This is a genomic window from Pseudomonas sp. FP2300 (assembly GCF_030687595.1).
GTDB lineage: Bacteria > Pseudomonadota > Gammaproteobacteria > Pseudomonadales > Pseudomonadaceae > Aquipseudomonas > Aquipseudomonas bijieensis.
Genome location: NZ_CP117440.1, coordinates 2,705,335 through 2,723,020 on the forward strand (window position 1 = coordinate 2,705,335; position 17,686 = coordinate 2,723,020).

Annotated in this window: 16 protein-coding genes and 1 pseudogene; 14 read left to right on the top strand and 3 right to left on the bottom strand. The window is 59.3% G+C overall.

All coding sequences use genetic code 11. The features are described 5' to 3' along the window. Positions 1–26: 26 nt before the first annotated feature. Together PSH86_RS12145 and PSH86_RS12150 are read left to right on the top strand one after the other, a co-directional pair. Positions 27–1,487, top strand: coding sequence for a class I adenylate-forming enzyme family protein (locus PSH86_RS12145; protein WP_305489998.1), 1,461 nt, complete (start codon positions 27–29; stop codon positions 1,485–1,487). 60 nt (positions 1,488–1,547) lie between these two features. Then, positions 1,548–3,182: a GMC oxidoreductase gene (locus PSH86_RS12150; RefSeq protein ID WP_305489999.1), complete on the top strand. Its 1,635-nt coding sequence runs from the start codon at positions 1,548–1,550 to the stop codon at positions 3,180–3,182. On the opposite strand, the gene PSH86_RS12155 is transcribed toward PSH86_RS12150, so the two are convergent. Next, on the bottom strand, positions 3,169–3,831 hold the full coding sequence (locus tag PSH86_RS12155; protein ID WP_305490001.1) for a TetR/AcrR family transcriptional regulator: 663 nt from the start codon (positions 3,829–3,831) through the stop codon (positions 3,169–3,171). The genes PSH86_RS12150 and PSH86_RS12155 overlap by 14 nt on opposite strands. 104 nt (positions 3,832–3,935) lie before the next feature. On the opposite strand from PSH86_RS12155, the gene PSH86_RS12160 reads away from it, so the two are divergent. Continuing rightward, the gene (locus tag PSH86_RS12160; RefSeq protein ID WP_305490003.1) at positions 3,936–4,394 is read left to right on the top strand and encodes a DUF2147 domain-containing protein; all 459 of its coding nucleotides are present in this window, start codon (positions 3,936–3,938) and stop codon (positions 4,392–4,394) included. A gap of 49 nt (positions 4,395–4,443) precedes the next feature. Continuing rightward, positions 4,444–5,367 carry an alpha/beta fold hydrolase gene (locus tag PSH86_RS12165; protein WP_305490005.1) on the top strand — a complete coding sequence of 308 codons (924 nt, stop codon included), beginning with the start codon at positions 4,444–4,446 and terminating at the stop codon, positions 5,365–5,367. Here the strand turns inward: PSH86_RS12165 and PSH86_RS12170 are convergent. Further along, positions 5,346–6,338 carry a GlxA family transcriptional regulator gene (locus tag PSH86_RS12170; RefSeq protein WP_305490007.1) on the bottom strand — a complete coding sequence of 331 codons (993 nt, stop codon included), beginning with the start codon at positions 6,336–6,338 and terminating at the stop codon, positions 5,346–5,348. The two genes, PSH86_RS12165 and PSH86_RS12170, sit on opposite strands and share 22 nt — an antisense overlap. 126 nt (positions 6,339–6,464) lie before the next feature. On the opposite strand from PSH86_RS12170, the gene PSH86_RS12175 reads away from it, so the two are divergent. Next, positions 6,465–7,712 carry an acyl-CoA dehydrogenase family protein gene (locus PSH86_RS12175; RefSeq protein ID WP_305490009.1) on the top strand — a complete coding sequence of 416 codons (1,248 nt, stop codon included), beginning with the start codon at positions 6,465–6,467 and terminating at the stop codon, positions 7,710–7,712. 37 nt (positions 7,713–7,749) lie between these two features. Then, positions 7,750–8,448, top strand: a pseudogene (locus PSH86_RS12180) (NAD(P)H-dependent oxidoreductase); the annotation flags it as partial. 13 nt (positions 8,449–8,461) lie between these two features. Here PSH86_RS12180 and PSH86_RS12185 read toward each other — a convergent pair. Further along, the gene (locus PSH86_RS12185) at positions 8,462–9,454 is read right to left on the bottom strand and encodes a GntR family transcriptional regulator (RefSeq protein ID WP_370873778.1); all 993 of its coding nucleotides are present in this window, start codon (positions 9,452–9,454) and stop codon (positions 8,462–8,464) included. A 329-nt stretch (positions 9,455–9,783) separates the two neighbouring features. On the opposite strand from PSH86_RS12185, the gene PSH86_RS12190 reads away from it, so the two are divergent. From PSH86_RS12190 to PSH86_RS12225, 8 genes are all read left to right on the top strand, one after another. Next, complete coding sequence (locus tag PSH86_RS12190) at positions 9,784–11,160, top strand: amidase (RefSeq protein WP_163858847.1); 1,377 nt, start codon at positions 9,784–9,786, stop codon at positions 11,158–11,160. A gap of 41 nt (positions 11,161–11,201) precedes the next feature. Further along, positions 11,202–12,080, top strand: coding sequence for a polysaccharide deacetylase (locus PSH86_RS12195; protein ID WP_176688144.1), 879 nt, complete (start codon positions 11,202–11,204; stop codon positions 12,078–12,080). 28 nt (positions 12,081–12,108) lie between these two features. Beyond that, positions 12,109–13,449 carry an MFS transporter gene (locus PSH86_RS12200; RefSeq protein WP_305490014.1) on the top strand — a complete coding sequence of 447 codons (1,341 nt, stop codon included), beginning with the start codon at positions 12,109–12,111 and terminating at the stop codon, positions 13,447–13,449. 10 nt (positions 13,450–13,459) lie between these two features. After that, positions 13,460–14,221: an SDR family NAD(P)-dependent oxidoreductase gene (locus PSH86_RS12205; protein ID WP_305490016.1), complete on the top strand. Its 762-nt coding sequence runs from the start codon at positions 13,460–13,462 to the stop codon at positions 14,219–14,221. A gap of 135 nt (positions 14,222–14,356) precedes the next feature. Then, positions 14,357–15,106 (top strand): SDR family NAD(P)-dependent oxidoreductase, encoded by a 750-nt coding sequence (locus PSH86_RS12210; protein WP_163854228.1) that lies wholly within the window; start codon positions 14,357–14,359, stop codon positions 15,104–15,106. A 13-nt stretch (positions 15,107–15,119) separates the two neighbouring features. Next, a complete protein-coding gene (locus PSH86_RS12215) occupies positions 15,120–15,419 on the top strand; it encodes a hypothetical protein (protein ID WP_163854226.1) in 300 nt (99 codons plus the stop codon). After that, on the top strand, positions 15,416–16,390 hold the full coding sequence (locus PSH86_RS12220) for a GTP-binding protein (RefSeq protein WP_305490019.1): 975 nt from the start codon (positions 15,416–15,418) through the stop codon (positions 16,388–16,390). Before PSH86_RS12215 ends, PSH86_RS12220 begins: the two co-directional genes overlap by 4 nt. Continuing rightward, positions 16,387–17,577 (top strand): PotD/PotF family extracellular solute-binding protein, encoded by a 1,191-nt coding sequence (locus PSH86_RS12225; RefSeq protein ID WP_109755247.1) that lies wholly within the window; start codon positions 16,387–16,389, stop codon positions 17,575–17,577. The genes PSH86_RS12220 and PSH86_RS12225 overlap by 4 nt, the downstream gene beginning before the upstream one ends. The last annotated feature ends 109 nt before the right edge of the window (positions 17,578–17,686 follow it).

Genomic DNA, 17,686 nt, shown 5'->3' on the forward strand with positions numbered 1-17,686 from the left:
GTCAATTTGCAGAGAGAACAACAATAATGTGTTTTTCCACGCTTTCAGATTTACGCGCGGTGTCAGCGCCCGATGGTCTGTGCATCGCTGACGACAGCAGCAACCTGACTAACCGGCAATTCCATTCCCGGGTCCTCGCAGCGGCGGGAGTCTTCGCGGATAGGGGGGTAGGCGTTGGAGACGTCGTCGCCATCATGTTGCCCAACCAGGTGGAGTTTGTCGTGGCGATGTTCGCCGCCTGGCGTCTGGGGGCGGCGGTTACGCCGATCAATCCTGGGCTGACCAGCAAGGAAGCAACCCATCAACTGGTTGATTCGGGGGCGAAGCTGCTTATCAACGTCAGCGGCGAAGTGATAGTTCCGAATCTGCAGTCCCTGCCTGTCGCCATTCTGGAAACGGGGGCGTCCTACACCGGCGTACCTTTTGAAGAGCCTGGCGCACTGGCACTGCTGATCTACACCAGTGGCACTACCGGCCTGCCGAAGGGCGTGATGCTCGATCACGCCAATATTGAAGCCATGACGGAAATGGGACGAAACTCACTCAAGGTCACGGCAGCAGACCACTGTTTATTGATACTTCCACTCTTTCACGTAAACGGCATTGTGGTGAGCACGCTCGTCCCGCTATCAAGCGGTGGTCGGGTTTCGATTCGCAAGCGTTTCAACGTCGACACGTTTTTTGAGGATGTCGAGTGGCTTCGACCCACGTACTTCTCTGCAGTGCCCACCATCTACGCAATGCTTAACGCGTTACCTCGCGAGGTCAAACCTTATACCTCCAGTCTTCGGTATGGCATCTGCGGCGCGGCGCCTGCATCGGCGGAACTACTGAAAAAATTTGAAGCTCGCTTCGGTTTTCCGCTGCTTGAGGGATATGGCCTGTCCGAAGGCACGTGCGCTTCGACCATCAACCCCTTCGACGGCCTACGCAAGGTCGGTACGGTCGGGCTGCCCTTCATCGGGCAACGCGTTGCAATCGCCGACCCGAACGGTGTGCATTTGCCGCAGGGCGCCACTGGCGAGGTGCTGGTTCAAGGTCCTAACGTCATGCGTGGTTACCTTGGCAAGCCCGAGGAAACAGCGAAGACCATCGTTGATGGCTGGCTGCACACCGGCGACATTGGTCGGATCGACGAAGACGGTTATCTGGCCATCGTCGGACGCCTTAAAGAGATGATCATTCGTGGTGGAGAGAACATCTATCCGAAGGAGATCGAAGATGTGTTGTTCGAATTTCCAGGCGTTCTCGAAGCAGCAGTGATCGGTGTTCCCGACGAGACCTTCGGCGAAATTGTGCTGGCCTACGTCGCGTTTCGTGCGGGATTCGCCGGTACCCAGGAGGGCTTGAGCGAGCACTGCGCTGACCGGCTGACGCGTTACAAAAGACCTTACACGATCAACATCATCGACAGCCTGCCAAAGAATGCCGTGGGCAAAGTCGACAAGCTGAGGCTGCGCAAGATGTGGACCGAATATGTCGATTGACAGGTAATGACCTGATGGACTTTAGGCGCAAGGCAATCGGCACGTAGAAGGGGACATATCATGAAAAGCGCAGACTTCGACTGGCTGGTGATCGGATCGGGATTTGGCGGCAGCGTCTCGGCGCTGCGCCTCGTGGAGAAAGGCTATCGCGTCGGGGTACTCGAGCGCGGCCGTCGCTATCGCGACGAAGACCTCCCCAAGTCGGCCTGGCAGTTCAACAAGTATCTGTGGGCACCCGCGTTGGGTTTGAAGGGCATCATGCGCATGTCGCTGTTTCGCCATGTCTTTTTTCCCAGCCAGTCGGGTGTCGGTGGCGGCAGCACCGTGTATGGCGGTGTGTTGTACCGCGCCAAGCCAGAGTTCTTCGAAAACGTGCAGTGGCGGGAGCTTGGCCACTGGGAAAGGCTATTGCAGCCTCACTACGATACGGCCGAACGCATGCTTGGGGTACAGACGGTGCCATTCGACTCGACGAACCAGCAACTGGCCCGGAAGATGGCGCAACACTTCGGAACCGAAGACACATTCACTCGAGCACCCACTGGAGTGTTCTTTGGCGAACCGGGCATAACCGTCAAGGACCCCTATTTCGGTGGGGAAGGGCCTGACCGTACCGGGTGTATACGTTGCGGCGCCTGCATGGTGGGATGCCGCGTCGGTGCCGTGAACTCGCTGGTGAAAAACTACCTGTGGTTCGCAGAGAAACGCGGCGTGCAGATATTGGCAGAGCGTGAGGTCGTTGATGTGAGCCCACTCGGGGCAGCCGATGGTAGTGACGGCTACCGTGTGACCACCCAGCGTCCCGGCGCCTGGTTCGCCCGTGATCGCCGTACTTACACCGCCCGCGGAGTGATCTTCGCCGGCGGGGCTCTCGGTACCAACGAATTATTGGCCAACTGCAAGCACGGCGGCTCGTTGCCCCGGGTCAGCGATCGCCTTGGTGAACTGGTGCGCACCAACAGCGAATCGGTTCTGAACGTGCGCTTGCCCGAGGACCGCAAGACCTGGAACGATGTGACCGCCAGCAGCAGTGTGCACGTCGATCAGAATACCCACATCGAGTTTCTCACCTACGGTCGCAACGCCGACTTCCTCAGTTTGCTTTGCACGTTGCTGGTCGGTAAGGGTAGCCGCGTGACGCGGCCGCTGAAGTGGCTGGGGAATATCGTGTTGCACCCAGCGCGATGGCTCAAGTCGCTATGGCCATGGGGCTGGAGCCGACGCATGGTGATGCTGTTAGTGATGCAGACATTGGACAATGCGATCGCACTTCGCCCCAGCAAGCGTTGGCTGGGTCGCGGCTACCGCCTTGTCACCGAGCAGAATCGCGACAAGCCAAATCCGACTTACATCGAGATGGGCAACCAGGCAGCTCAATGGTTGGCCAGGCACACCGGCGGTATTGCTCAGAGCAACGTACTGGAAGCGCTGGGCAACATTCCGACAACAGCCCATGTGCTGGGCGGTGCCGTGATCGGCGCCGATGCCCGAAGCGGCGTGATTGATCAGAACCTACACGTATTTGGTTACCAGAACATGTTGGTGTGTGACGGCGCTGCGATGCCTGCAAATCCTGGGGTTAATCCTGCGCTGACCATCACGGCACTCGCCGAGTACGCAATGGCGCAGATTCCACAGGCCCGCAATAAGGAAGGTGTTCATGAGCGAGGTGAGGAGTTGCCTACCCGGCAATGACGCCAGCGGTGGAAGATTCCACTTTTTCGCGCTTCGCTCCCAAGCCGACAACAATGTTGTTACACGTCGCTACCAGGATCTGCGAAGCGGGATTGGCCGTGCCTGCGAAGTGGCCAGCGAGTTCGAGCATGATGAATCCATGCGCGGCACTCCACAGCTGTGGCGCGATGAGGGCAGGATCGATTTTGCGAACGCATTTGGCATCAACCAAGCGAGCGCATGCGTTGACCAGAATCGCGTATGTCGCCTTGAAGGCGTCCGATTGCCCATCCGTAATCGACTTCATGGCACCTCGTGAGGGGCTATATCTGCCGTCAATCGAAAGGCCAAACATTAAGTCGTACAGATGGGGATTGCTTCGTGCAAGGTCTCGGCAAGCCAGGAGCATCGCACATAAGTCGGTTATCGGATCATCGGTGATTGGCACACGCTTGAAGACTGCAGCCAACCGCTTGAATCCCTCGTCAGCGACAGCTTGTAGAAGTTCCGGTACGCCGCCGAAGTGTGTGTAAACCCCCATCGTCGACAGGCCGGCTTCATTCGCTACCGAACGGGCCTTGACCTCGGACGGGCCGCTAGTCGCAAGCACACGGATGGTTGCCTCGACGAGGCGGGTGGGGGCATTAGGGGGTGAGTTATCAGTGGTCATGTTGCAATACTGCCATAACGGCGTTATGTTAATCAAATAACAGTGTTATATGTCTGGCACGACTGGAATCAATGAACATCCGCTCAATCACGAGGATTCAGGCAATGCGTACTCTTAAAAAAGCGGGTGTCTTCGGACTCGCCCTGGCAGCAGCAGTCATGTCATCGGCACTGTGGGCAGACGATAATTCGCCCGTTGGTCTGTGGCAAAACATCGACGACGTCAGTGGCAAGCCGAGGGCATTGATTCGAATCACCGAGTCCGATGGCACTCTCAAGGGCGTTATCGAAAAAGCGTTTCCCGCCCCGAGCGAAGACCCGAATCCGAAGTGCGGTAAATGTGATGGCGTGAACAAGAATGCGCCGATTGTAGGCCTGACCATTCTCACCGGTTTGCGCAAGGACGGCGAAGAATACACCGATGGCGAAATCCTCGATCCGGATAACGGCAAGGTCTATAGCAGTAAAGTCCACCTGATCGACAACGGTAAAAAACTCAGCGTGCGCGGCTACATTGGCACGCCGCTGCTGGGGCGCTCACAGACCTGGGTACGCCAGGAGTAAGGAAATACGATGAAAGCATTCATTATCTGTGAAATAACGAGACGACCCCATGTTCGAAAACTTCGAAACGCACCAGATTACTGTAGGTGATGTGGAAATTGCCTGTGTTGCAGCGGGTAAAGGCGAACCCATCCTGATGCTCCACGGGTTTCCGCAGACCATGGCGCTCTGGGCACGTATCGCACCTGGGTTGGTCGCGCGTGGCTATCGGGTTGTCTGTGCTGATTTGCGTGGGTATGGGGCATCGGATAAGCCGCCGCTTCAAGCGGATCTGTCAAATTACGGATTTCGCGCCATGGCCGCGGATCAGGTCGGACTGATGCGTGTGCTCGGACATGAACGGTTCCATCTTGTTGGACACGACCGTGGCGCGCGCACGGCCTACAGGATGACACTGGATCATCCAGACGTGGTGGCGAGCGTCACACTGATGGACATCGTTCCTACGGCTGTGATGCTGACAGATCTGCGCAAGGACATAGCCCACAGTTACTGGCATTGGTTTTTTCTTTCTCAGCCCGCACCCTTTCCGGAGCGCATGATTGCGGCGGATCCCGATTTCTTTTTCGAGAGCTGCCTTTTCGGCTGGGGTGCCGCAGGGCCGGAGGATTTTGATGCTGACCAACTGGCGGCGTATCGGAAAGCCTGGCGTGATCCGGCAACGATCGCTGGGTTTTGCCACGACTATCGAGCCGCACTCACTGTAGATCTGGCGGACGATGTATCCGATTCCGGACGACGCATCACCGCGCCCGCGCTGATCCTCTATGGCGCCTCAGGTGCGATGGCCAAGCACTATGATTTACCCGCCACCTGGGTGGATCGCTGCACGATGATGGAGGCTTCTGCGATAGCGGGCGGACATTTTTTTGCTGATTCCCGGCCGGACGAGGTCATTGAGCGAGTCGCCACATTTCTGGCAAGCCATTCCTTGCTGGCGACAGTGCTTGGTCAGTCCTCCATGGGTAACTGAAACCTGGCTCGATAAGCGCCCGGAGTGAATCCCACGCGCTCACGAAACAGGCGTGCAAACGAGCTGATATCACTGTAGCCGACATAGTGAGCAATTCGCTCGGTGCTCAGGTCGCCGGCCTCCAGCAAAGCTCGCGCCGTATCAATGCGCAGGTTCTGCAGGTAAGTGAGCGGTGACTGCTCAAGCACCTTATTGAAGCGGCGTATCAATGTACGTTCGCTGACGGCCAACTTCTGCGCCAGGTCAGTCATGCGTACCTGTTCCACCAAGTGCTCCTGAAGCCACTTTTGCGCGCGTTGAATCAACGGATCATTGTGGGTCTTGTCGGCGATAAGCGGCTGGAAAGGTGTCTGCGTCGTTTGGGTCAAATCGATCAGCATGCTGCGGGCGCATTGCCTGGCGATGGCCTCTCCGGCGAATTTGTTAAGCACGTGAACCGCTTGCAGCAAAAATGTGGCATGTGCGCCACCGCATACCAGACGGTCAGATTCAGTCACCACTGGACGCATTTGCAGATCAACCTTCGGGAATCTGCTGCGGAAATGCTCCTCGAGCCACCACGTGGTGGTCGCCACTTGGTTATCAAGCAACCCCGTCTCGGCAAGTAGAAACGTGCCCGTGCAATTTGCGCACAACCATGCGCCATTTCTCCATTGCTTAACCAGCCAGTCACGCACAGCCCCCTGTTTTTCCAGGAAGCCCTGGAAATGTTGCCAGCCGCGATAATGCAGGCTGGGAATAAAGACCAAATCATAATGCTGGTTCTTCGGCAGCGCCCGCATGCCAAGCTCGAGGCCATTGCTCGCGCGCACAGGCCGGCCGTTCTGCGATATGAAGTGCCATTCAAAAAGCCCCGACGACGGCATCCCCTGTTTTGACATGTGCGCGTTGGCGACCTGCAGCATGTCGGCAAACCCTCCGACTACGGAGGCATAGGAATCGTCAAACCCTAGAATCGCAACGGTGGTCATAGCAGAACCCTTTTATCAGGAGATGGCGATATTCGCATATTTACAGTCGTTTTTGCCTATTACGCCATCCCATCAGGTTGCCTACTGTTCACCCACGTTGCTTCCCAGACTACAGAAGAGATAACCATGACCCTTCTTGCCAACACTCCGGTCAATGCGACTGTTGCGCGTCACCAGGATCGCCTGTATCACGACCTGGATACCCCGCAGGAAATCCTGACTCTGCGCCAAGAGATTCGACGCTTCGTTGATGAGCATGTCGCCCCGGCGGCCTACGCCATTGGCCACACCGAGGAATCCGTTGCAGCGTTCCCGCGTGACTTGTTCGCCAAGATGGCGAAGGCAGGTTTATTCGGCATTCCCTTTGCCGCCGAAGTTGGCGGACGGGGTCTCAAATACCCCACCGCAGCCACTGCGGTAATGATCGAGGAGCTGGCCTACCATTCGAACTCGGTGGCCGCCATCGTGGACGTGCATTGCATCCTCGCGGGTAATGCGCTGAACCATGGGTCGGACTCAATCAAGCAACGTTATCTCAAGCCCTTGCTCAACGGCGACAAGATCGGGAGTTTCGCGACTACCGAGCCGGATGCCAGTACCGACTTGAGCGTTGAAGCCATGGGCACCCACGCTACGCGCACCGAGGACGGCTACATCGTCAACGGCCGCAAGCGTTTCATTTCCAACGCCCCAGTTGCCGACTTCGTCGTATTGCTCTGTGTCGATGGCGCGCGCATGACTGAGCTGGTGGTCGAGTTGAATTGGCCAGGTGTACGTGTTGGCGAACCCGACAAAAAAATGGGCAATCATGGCCAGCTGACGGCGGATATCTACTTCGACAACGTCAAAGTACCCACGGCGAACGTCGTGGGCCAGCCCGGTGAAGGTCTCAAGATAGCCTTGCAAACACTGACGTTCGGACGCATCGGGATTGCCGCCAGCGGGACCGGCATGGCTCAGGCATTGTTTGATCACAGTATCGCGCGGCTCAAGACGCGTCGGGCGTTTGGCAAAGCCATTGCACAGTTCCAACACTGGCAGTTCAAGATGGCCGAGCGCGCCACTGAAATCGAGAACGCCCGCAATCTGTATCTCAAGGCGGCGTTGCGCATGGACGAAGGACTCGCTTTCCCGGAGCCCGAGGCCGCGATGGCCAAATGGTACGGCACCAACCTTGCCGGTGAATTTGCCCGCGACGCGGTACAGATCTTTGGTGGCTATGGCTTTATGCGCGAGCTCGCGGCGGATGGTTCGCACTACCGTGTCGAAGAGATCTATCGCGATTGCAAGATCGCCGAAATCTATGAGGGTACCAATGAGATTCAGAAGCTAGTCATCGCACGTGCCATCTTCGGTAAAGACATCACCGGTTGATGGGCTGGCCAACCCGAGCCCAATGGAGCGCTGCCCAATGCACATTCTCATCATCCATGCGCACAACGAGCCGCAATCGTTCAATGCAGCCATGAAAGATCTGGCGGTCGAAGAACTGCGGGGGCAAGGGCACTCTGTCGAAGTGTCTGACCTGTATGCCATGCGCTGGAATCCGGTCGCCAGCGCGGATGACTTTGGCAGCCGCGTCAATTCCGAGTACCTGACGTATGCCTTGGAGCAGCGTCACAATTGCTCGCAACACACACTGGCGCCGGATATCCAGGCGGAGCTGGACAAGTTGCTGAAGGCCGATCTGGTGATCTTCAACTTCCCAATCTATTGGTTCTCGATGCCGGCGATCATGAAAGGCTGGATAGACCGGGTATTGGTTTCTGGTGTCTGCTATGGCGGAAAGCGTTTTTACGACCAGGGCGGCCTGGCTGGCAAGAAGGCCATGCTCGCCATTACTGTCGGCGGCCAACCACACATGTTGGTGAGCGGCGGCGTGCACGGTGAACTCAATGACATGCTCCGGCCTATCTTGCGTGGAACGTTGGCCTATACCGGGATGACTGTGCTTGCGACCTTTGTTGCCTATCACGTACCGTACATTTCCCAGGAAGCACGTGTCACTCAGTTGGCGATGTATCGACAGCACCTGCGTTCACTGGACACACTGCAAGCGCTTTCATTCGTCTCACTTGATGAGTTCGATGAGCAATTGCAGCCGATTTCCGCTGAACCTGCTTTCAGCTCAGTTTGGTCAGATATTCCGGCACCTGTTGCTCAGGTAGCACTGACAGAACTTTCAACCGTTGCAACATGCGTTGGCGGGCGCGGTGGAGATGTTCCTTGAGGTTCAGCGCTGCTGCGTCGAATGCGCCATGCAATAGCAACTCTAAAATCAAACGGTGTTCGGCCAGCATGGCTTCGTCGGGGCCGAGGCCCAACTGACTGTAAAAAATCCGACTGATGATCCTGGGGCTCTGGGCCTGCCGGATCAGCGTAGCGATCTTGCGATTGTTTATTCCGGCGAGGCAGTGGTAATGCAGGTCTTCTTCAAGTTGCTCGATGCATGCCAGGCTGCAGCGTAGGTTGCTCTGTGCCTCTTTAACCCGCGACAGCATGGCTTCAAGGGATCCCCGGCTGAGCCCGGGTGCGCTCTGGCGTAACGCCTCAGGTTCAAGGCACGCGCGCAGCTCGTAGTCTTCGGTGATCTCCCTGGCGGTGAGCGGGCCGGCCAGCCATTGGGAGTAGGGTTCCTTTTCCACCAGGCCGCGGTCACGCAGACGCATCAATGCCTCGCGTATCACCGCCCGACTGACGCCGTAATGCTCGGCGGCCATTTGCTCGTCGAGTCGATAGTGCCCGAAAGCAATACAGGTCGATAAGGCCGAACCAATCTCGTCGAACATCCGCTCGCCCAGCGGCCGGGTATCGACCAGTTCTTCGCTGCTATCAAGACCGAGTTGCTTGTGGGTTACGGCCAGCCGCAGTGGCTCCACTTCAACCCCCTTTGGGTTGACCAGATAACCACGACCATCGAATCGACTGATCAAGCCTTCCTTATGCAACAGGTCCAATGCTTTGCGCACCGGTACGCGGCTGGTTCCGAACAGGTCGGCCAGAGGCGCTTCGAGCAGGACAAGTCCTTGGGCCACCTCTCCATCAACGATGGCGTTGCGCAGGACCTGGCGGATCATGGCGTAGCGGGATGCAGTGCGGTAATCCTCGGCGGTCATCGATCTCATACGCTTCTCGAAAGGCGGGGGAAGATTCTCGCACAAGTCGGTTGTCACCGTGGACCACGTCCTTTGTGCGCGTTCCTGGGGCCGTTGTTACTGTTCTGCACCAAAACGGATATTTTTTAATTAGTACATTATTTGTGTTGCTGGCTGGTCCCGCATAAAAGGCTCCGCAAAATGGAATATCTACCCGTTTGGAAAGGCGTCTAGTCCGTAGGCTAGACGCGGATTGCTTTCGCCTTGGCGTTCCTTAAGCACTCAGTTTGGCACGCTATCTGCTGTATAAAACGTACATTTTAATAATGAATACGTTTTTGGTGGATCAGATGTCCTACGCCAGTCCTCAATTACCGCTTGAAGCCGATGCATTGGCCATGGCGGATGCATTCGCCTCGGGTAGCAGCGACCCGGTCAAGGCGTTGGAAGAAATGCTGGCCAGGGTGGCGGAAGTCGATGACGTGTTCATCTCTCTTTGTTCGGCGCGTGCCTTTCGCGAAGCCCATTCATCAGCTGCGCGCTGGAAGGCCGGACAACCGGCAAGCGCCCTGGATGGCGTTCCCATTGCTTGGAAGGACATGTTCGACGTCGCAGGCAGTCCAACTACCGCAGGCGCAGCCGTGCGCCGCGACATTACGCCAGCGCTGCTCGACGCCAATGTCGTAGGTCTGCTGGCACGAGCCGGAATGGTCAGTGTCGGGAAAACGAACCTTAGCGAGTTTGCTTACTCGGGCCTTGGACTCAATCCCCATTTTGGAACGCCGCACAATCCTGTCGGACTCGACCAGCCACGCATTCCGGGTGGCTCGTCCTCAGGCTCAGCGGTCGCGGTCGCGGCGGGAATCGTGCCGATTGCGATGGGCACGGATACCGCTGGGTCTATCCGAATTCCAGCGGCCTTCAATGGGGTGGTGGGATTTCGCAGCAGTTGCAGGCGCTATAGCCGTGAAGGTGTCTTCCCGCTTGCACATACCCTCGACAGCGTGGGGCCTTTGACGCGCAGCGTGCGCGATGCCTTGGCTATCGACGACATCCTGTGCGGGCGTACGAAGTCGACCTCACTCATCCCCCGCGGTCTGGCAGGGCAGCGTTTTTGGGTTGACCCGTCGGTCCTTGATGATCCACGCGTAGAACCTGCGGTGCGTGACAACCTGCTGAACTGCTTGAGCGTGTTGAAAACTCACGGTGCGCAGATTGACCTGCGGCCTTCGCCAGCCTTCCAAGCGACGCTCCATCTCATCGAGCAACAAGGCTGGCTTGGCGCCCCTGAAGCTTTCGCGTTGCATCAGCCGCTGCTCGACAGCGAGGCGGCCGCCCGACTCGACCCGCGCGTGCGGCGCCGTCTGGAAAGCGCACGTACATTCCCCGCCAGCCAGTTGGTCAACCTCTACAGCGCACGCGACCGGCTGCAGCAACAAATCGCCGATGAGCTGGATGGGGCGTTTTTGATTACGCCAAGCGTATCCCATGTCGCGCCACCCCTGGCGCCATTGGAGGCCGACGACGAACTGTTCGTGCGCACCAATCTCGCTACGTTGCGCCTGACCATGCCCGGTAGCTTGCTGGATCTGCCGGGCGTGTCCCTGCCGAGCGGCTGCGATGCGCTCGGTTTGCCCACCGGCATGTTGATCAGCGCGCCTGCGGGCGAAGACTTTCGATTGTTGCGCGCGGCGCTGGCAGTGGAAGCCGCGTTGCGCCAGCCCTGAAAAATCCCATGACTGATTGATAAATCCGCAGGAGAACAATGATGGCTAAAGAAATTCTGTGCGCCTTCGGCGTCGATGTAGACGCCGTGGCAGGCTGGCTGGGCTCATATGGTGGGGAGGATTCGCCTGACGATATTTCCCGCGGCCTGTTCGCTGGCGAAATCGGCGCCCCGCGCTTGCTCAAGCTGTTCGAGCGTTACGGCTTACGTACCACCTGGTTTATCCCCGGCCACTCGATGGAAACCTTTCCCGAGCAGATGAAGGCGGTGGCCGACGCCGGCCATGAAATCGGCGTGCACGGCTACAGCCATGAAAACCCCATCGCCATGACCGCCGAGCAGGAAGAAATCGTCCTCGATAAATCCATCGAGCTGATCACCCAGGTCACCGGCAAACGACCCACCGGCTACGTCGCGCCGTGGTGGGAATTCAGCAAGGTCACCAACGAGCTGCTGCTGAAAAAAGGCATCAAGTATGACCACAGCCTGATGCACAACGACTTCCACCCCTACTACGTGCGCAAGGGCGACAGCTGGACCAAGATCGACTACAGCCAGCACCCCGACACCTGGATGAAACCCCTGGTGCGCGGTGAAGAAACCGATCTGGTGGAGATCCCGGCCAACTGGTACCTCGACGATTTGCCGCCGATGATGTTCATCAAAAAGGCCCCCAACAGTCACGGTTTCGTCAACCCGCGCCATCTCGAGGAAATGTGGCGCGACCAATTCGACTGGGTCTACCGCGAGCATGAATACGCGGTGTTCACCATGACCATCCACCCCGATGTATCCGGTCGGCCGCAAGTGTTGCTGATGCTTGAGCGTCTGATCGAACACATCCAGAGCCATACCGGCGTGCGCTTCGTCACTTTCGACGAAATCGCCGACGACTTTATCCGCCGCCAGCCGCGTACCTGATACCCACCCACCTTCCGAGGCGCGATTCATGTCTATCTACAACAAGCTTGACCTGACTGGCTGGAAACCCCGGCAACTGACGTCCCAGGAAGTCCGCTTCGCCACCTGGATCGCCTTCTTCGCCTGGGTGTTTGCGGTGTATGACTTCATCCTGTTCGGTACCTTGCTACCCGAGATCGGCCGGCACTTTGGTTGGAGTGAAGTGGAGCAGGCCGAAATCGCGACCTGGGTGGCGGTGGGTACCGCCGTCGTTGCGTTGGCCATCGGCCCGATCGTCGACAAGCTGGGGCGGCGCAAAGGGATTATCTTCACGGTGGCCGGTTCCGCCCTGTGCTCGGCGCTCACCGCGATTGGCGGGGCGTGGGGCAAGTCGCCGCTGATTCTGATCCGTTCGTTGGGCGGCCTGGGCTATGCCGAAGAAACCGTCAACGCCACCTACTTGACCGAGTTGTATGGCGCCTCGCAAGACCCGCGGCTGACCAAACGTCGCGGCTTTATCTACAGCCTGGTGCAGGGCGGCTGGCCAGTCGGTGCGTTGATCGCGGCGGGTTTGACCGCGCTGCTGCTGCCGATCATCGGCTGGCGGGGCTGCTTCATCTTCGCCGCGATCCCGGCGGTGGTGATTGCGATCCTGGCGCGCAAGCTCAAGGAGAGCCCGCAGTTTCAGATCCATCAGCGTATCACTGAGTTGCGTAAAAACGGCGCGGTGAAAGAAGCGCAAAACGTCGCCGTGACTTACGGCGTGGACTACGACGAACACAGCAAGGCCGGCCTCAAGGCCGCGTTCCGTGGTCCGGCCCGTCGCGCCACCTTGGTGATCGGCGCCGCGTTGTTGCTCAACTGGGCGGCGATCCAGGTGTTCAGCGTGCTCGGTACTTCAGTGATCGTCAGCGTGCACCACATCTCCTTCGAGAACTCGCTGATCATCCTGGTGCTGTCGAACCTGGTGGGTTACTGCGGTTACCTCAGCCACGGCTGGATGGGCGACAAGATTGGCCGCCGCAACGTGATTGGCCTGGGCTGGATGCTTGGCGGCCTGTCGTTTGCCGGGATGCTGTTCGGCCCGAGCAACATGGCGATGGTGGTCGGGCTGTACAGCCTGGGCCTGTTCTTCCTGATCGGGCCCTATTCGGCGGCGTTGTTTTTTATCAGTGAAAGTTTCCCTACCAGCATCCGCGCCACCGGTGGCGCGATCATCCATGCCATGGGCCCGATTGGCGCGGTGGTCGCAGGGTTTGGCGCCACTCAGGTGTTGTCCGCCGGCAGTGACTGGCAGACCGCCGCACTGTGGTTCGGTGCTGTGCCGTGCTTCTTGTCCGGTGCGCTGATGTTCGCCGCACGCCACGTGCGTCCGGAAACCGTTCAGTGAGGATCTTCAGATGAGCCGTAAAGTTGCCTTGATTACCGGTGCCGCTAGCGGCATCGGCCAAGCCCTCGCTGTGGTCTATGCGCGCAATGGTGTGGCGGTCGTCGGCGGGTATTACCCGGCCGATCCCCATGACCCGCAGGCCACGGTGGCCTTGGTGGAAGAAGCCGGTGGCGAGTGCCTGATGTTGCCGCTGGATGTGGGTGATACCGCCTCGGTGGATGCACTGGCCGAACACGCCGTGCAGCGCTTCGGCCGCCTGGATTACGCCGTGGCGAACGCTGGTTTGCTGCGCCGTGCACCGTTGCTGGAAATGAGCGATGCGCTGTGGGACGAGATGCTCAACGTTGACCTGACGGGAGTGATGCGTACCTTTCGCGCGGCGACTCGGCATATGGGCGAGGGCGGTGCGTTGGTAGCGATTTCGTCGATTGCCGGCGGCGTGTATGGCTGGCAAGAGCACAGCCATTACGCAGCGGCCAAGGCCGGCGTGCCGGGCTTGTGTCGTTCGCTGGCGGTGGAGTTGGCAGCAAAGGGCATTCGTTGCAATGCGGTGATCCCAGGGTTGATCGAGACGCCACAGTCACTGGATGTGAAAAACTCACTGGGTCCGGAAGGTTTGGCCAAGGCGGCGAGGGCGATCCCGTTGGGGCGGGTAGGGCGCGCGGATGAAGTGGCTTCATTGGTGCAGTTCCTGACCAGTGATGCGTCGAGTTACCTGACCGGGCAGAGCATCGTCATCGACGGTGGCCTGACCGTACGCTGGCCCGACTGACTGTACTCAATTCAAATGTGGAGCGGGCTTGCTCGCGAATGCGGTGTTTCAGATAAATCAGGTGTGACTGACAGACCGCATTCGCGAGCAAGCCCGCTCCCACCTGGGACCTGTGTTTGCTTCAGGAGATTCTACATGCCTCAACTTATCAACCGCCGCGCCGTCATCACCGGCGCCGGCAGCGGTATCGGCGCTGCCATTGCCCGTGCCTATGCGGCTGAAGGCGCGCGCCTGGTGCTGGCCGACCGCAATGCCGTCAGCCTCACCGAAACCGCGATCACCTGCCGCAACCTCGGCGCCGAAGTGGTGGAGTGCCTCGCCGATGTAGGCACCGTCGAAGGCGCCCAGGCCGGTGTCGACCGTTGCGTCGAGCACTTCGGCGGCATCGACGTTTTGGTCAATAACGCTGGCATGCTCACCCAGGCACGTTGCGTCGACCTCACGATCGAGATGTGGAACGACATGCTGCGCGTCGACCTTACCAGCGTATTCGTCGCCAGCCAGCGCGCCTTGCCGCATATGCTCGCCCAGCGTTGGGGGCGGATCATCAACGTGGCCTCGCAACTGGGCATCAAGGGCGGCGCCGAGCTTACCCATTACGCCGCGGCCAAGGCCGGGGTCATCGGTTTCACCAAGTCCTTGGCGCTGGAAGTCGCCAAGGACAACGTACTGGTCAATGCCATCGCTCCGGGGCCGATTGAAACGCCATTGGTCGCCGGGATCAGCGCTGACTGGAAACGCGCCAAGGCCGCCGAGTTGCCCCTCGGTCGGTTCGGCCTGGCGGATGAAGTGGCGCCCACCGCCGTGCTGCTGGCCAGCGAGCCGGGTGGCAACCTGTTCGTTGGCCAGACCCTCGGCCCGAATTCCGGCGATGTCATGCCATGAGTGAGGTGTAGCCATGTGTGGACTCTGCGGTTTGCTCGGCGAGGATCTGCACTGGAGCGATCCCCTGAGCGATGAGCTGCCCAGGCGCCGCGAACGCCTGCGCCGCATCGCCGCGATCAATCAGGTACTGGCGGTGTTCCGGCTCAAGGTCGAAGACTTTCAGGGCGCCTCTTACCTGCTGCTCGGCGCGACCGGTAAGCAAGCGCTGGCGAGTGGCCTGGATCAGCTCTGGCGAGCGGCCGAAATCATGCTCGGTCGCCCGTTGGATCCCTTGGACCCGCATCTGTTGGATCACTTGGAGTCAGCCGTATGAGCATCGCTCTCAATGTCATCACCGGCTTTCTCGGCAGCGGCAAAACCACCTTGCTCAAGCGCCTGCTGCAAGGCGAAAGCCTCGGCGATACGGCTTTGCTGATCAACGAGTTCGGCGACGTCGGCATCGATCACCTGTTGGTGGAAGAAGTCGCCCCGGATACCGTGCTGCTGCCCAGTGGCTGCGTCTGTTGCTCGATTCGTGGCAAACTCAAGGAGGCATTGCTCGGCCTGTTGCAACGCCGTGAGCGCGGCGAAATCCCGGCGTTCAAACGGGTCATCCTGGAGACCACCGGCCTGGCCGACCCGGCTCCGATCCTCGCCACCTTGAACAACGACGCGCAACTGCGCGGGCGTTTCCATATCGGCCTGGTGATTACCCTGGTGGATGCCAGCCACGCCACTCTGCAAGAGCGCTTGCATCCGGAATGGCTGGCCCAGGTCGCCGCCGCGGACCGCTTGCTGTTGAGCAAGACCGACCTGGTGGAGGACTGCGCCCCACTGCACGCGCACCTGCAAGCGCTCAATGCCGGTACGCCGGTCCTCAATACCTGTGACGTCCATAGCGGCGATCAACTGTTGCTGGGTGAAGGTTTGCGCAGCGCCGAACCGACAGTGGAAGTCAGTCGCTGGCAACTGCATCGCAGTACCAGCGCCACCCACGGCGCCGCGCAAGTGTGCAGCCTGACTTTCGACCAGCCGTTGGATTGGGTCGGCTTCGGGGTTTGGTTGTCGATGCTGTTAAGATGCCACGGCGAACGAATTCTACGTGTCAAAGGACTGCTCAACGTGAACAGCAGTAACGCCCCGATCGTCATTCATGGTGTGCAGCATTGCCTGCATGCCCCCGTGCACTTGCCTGCCTGGCCGGGCACGGATCGGCAATCGCGCCTGGTGTTCATCCTGCGTGGTCTCGACCCCGCGCTGCTGCGGCGCTCCTTTGCCGTGTTCTCTCAGCGGTTCGCCGCATGATCACACTCCGCGTCCTCGGCACTTCAGTGACCTTGCTCGAATGCCTGCGTGTTCGTGCCGAACAGGAATTGGGCATTCACTTGGTGTACCAGGTGCACGATGTCGAGCAGGCCCAGCGCATCGCGGTGATGCAGCCCGACAGCTATGACCTGTACGATCAATGGTTCCATAACGTCGACTTCGTATGGCCGGCCCGGGCGATCCAGCCCATCGACACGCGGCGCATTGCGTTGTGGCATGAGATCAACGACCTGCCCAAGCGCGGCCGCCTGTCCGCGAATGATCGATTGGGCAGTGGCAGCGTGCCTAGCGAGCGCTTGTTCGTGCAGCACGATGGCAGCCTCGGCAGCACGGTCACCGAGCGCATCAGCATGCTACCCCTGACCCATAACGCCGACAGTTTCGCCTACCGCCCCGAGCGCTTGCCCGAGGGTTTTCGCCCCGACAACGAAAGCTGGGGCTGGCTGCTGGACCCGGCCTGGCGCGCGCGCACCGCACTGCAGAGCGACGCTGCCATCGGTGCCCTGGATGCCGCGCTGGCGGTGCAGGGCGCGGGACTGGCGCGCTTCAAGGACATCGGCAATATGAGCATCGAAGAGATCGATGTGCTGGCCGATATCCTGGTGCGCAAACAGAAGGAAGGTCACTTCGCGGCGTTCTGGTCCGATGACGAGGAGGCCGCGCAATTGATGCTCAGTCCGAACATCGATATCCAGAGCCTGTGGTCGCCGACGTTGATGCGCCTGCATCGCGCTGGGGTGAAATACCGTCTGGCAGTGCCTCGCGAGGGTTACCGCGCCTGGTTCGGCGGTTTGTCATTGTCGCGCCACGCCCAGGGCCCGGTGCTGGATGCGGCCTACGCCTACCTCAATTGGTGGTTGTCTGGCTGGCCCGGCGCGGTGATGGCGCGCCAGGGTTACTACATCGGCAACCCGGCGCGCAGCCGCGACCATCTGAGCAGTGCCGAGTGGGATTACTGGTACGCCGGTCAACCGGCGCGGGAGGAGTTACTGGGCAGTGATGGTTTGCCGCTGATTGACATTGGTGACGTGCGCGATGGTGGTTCCTATGAGCAGCGCATGGGCCATATCGCCGTGTGGAACTCGGTGATGGATGAGCACAATTATCTGGTGCGGCGCTGGGGCGATATTTTACGGGCGGGGTTGAAAAACTTTCCCAGACGGTGAGTTTCCAACCTGCACGGTCAACGAAGAGCCGGAGAAATCAAGCGTTTCCTGTCGGTCGTGGCCGTCAGAAATCTGCCATGAACGGCCACTCAAAACCCTCTCAGGACGA

What these genes read in the sequence shown, in the direction of transcription:
- PSH86_RS12160 (WP_305490003.1), top strand. Translation starts at nt 3,936, where the DNA reads ATGCGTACTCTTAAAAAAGCGGGTGTCTTCGGACTCGCCCTGGCAGCA.
- PSH86_RS12195 (WP_176688144.1), top strand. Translation starts at nt 11,202, where the DNA reads ATGGCTAAAGAAATTCTGTGCGCCTTCGGCGTCGATGTAGACGCCGTG.
- PSH86_RS12175 (WP_305490009.1), top strand. Translation starts at nt 6,465, where the DNA reads ATGACCCTTCTTGCCAACACTCCGGTCAATGCGACTGTTGCGCGTCAC.
- PSH86_RS12210 (WP_163854228.1), top strand. Translation starts at nt 14,357, where the DNA reads ATGCCTCAACTTATCAACCGCCGCGCCGTCATCACCGGCGCCGGCAGC.
- PSH86_RS12225 (WP_109755247.1), top strand. Translation starts at nt 16,387, where the DNA reads ATGATCACACTCCGCGTCCTCGGCACTTCAGTGACCTTGCTCGAATGC.
- PSH86_RS12205 (WP_305490016.1), top strand. Translation starts at nt 13,460, where the DNA reads ATGAGCCGTAAAGTTGCCTTGATTACCGGTGCCGCTAGCGGCATCGGC.
- PSH86_RS12220 (WP_305490019.1), top strand. Translation starts at nt 15,416, where the DNA reads ATGAGCATCGCTCTCAATGTCATCACCGGCTTTCTCGGCAGCGGCAAA.
- PSH86_RS12185 (WP_370873778.1), bottom strand. Translation starts at nt 9,454, where the DNA reads ATGACCGCCGAGGATTACCGCACTGCATCCCGCTACGCCATGATCCGC.
- PSH86_RS12170 (WP_305490007.1), bottom strand. Translation starts at nt 6,338, where the DNA reads ATGACCACCGTTGCGATTCTAGGGTTTGACGATTCCTATGCCTCCGTA.
- PSH86_RS12165 (WP_305490005.1), top strand. Translation starts at nt 4,444, where the DNA reads ATGTTCGAAAACTTCGAAACGCACCAGATTACTGTAGGTGATGTGGAA.
- PSH86_RS12145 (WP_305489998.1), top strand. Translation starts at nt 27, where the DNA reads ATGTGTTTTTCCACGCTTTCAGATTTACGCGCGGTGTCAGCGCCCGAT.
- PSH86_RS12190 (WP_163858847.1), top strand. Translation starts at nt 9,784, where the DNA reads ATGTCCTACGCCAGTCCTCAATTACCGCTTGAAGCCGATGCATTGGCC.
- PSH86_RS12200 (WP_305490014.1), top strand. Translation starts at nt 12,109, where the DNA reads ATGTCTATCTACAACAAGCTTGACCTGACTGGCTGGAAACCCCGGCAA.
- PSH86_RS12150 (WP_305489999.1), top strand. Translation starts at nt 1,548, where the DNA reads ATGAAAAGCGCAGACTTCGACTGGCTGGTGATCGGATCGGGATTTGGC.
- PSH86_RS12215 (WP_163854226.1), top strand. Translation starts at nt 15,120, where the DNA reads ATGTGTGGACTCTGCGGTTTGCTCGGCGAGGATCTGCACTGGAGCGAT.
- PSH86_RS12155 (WP_305490001.1), bottom strand. Translation starts at nt 3,831, where the DNA reads ATGACCACTGATAACTCACCCCCTAATGCCCCCACCCGCCTCGTCGAG.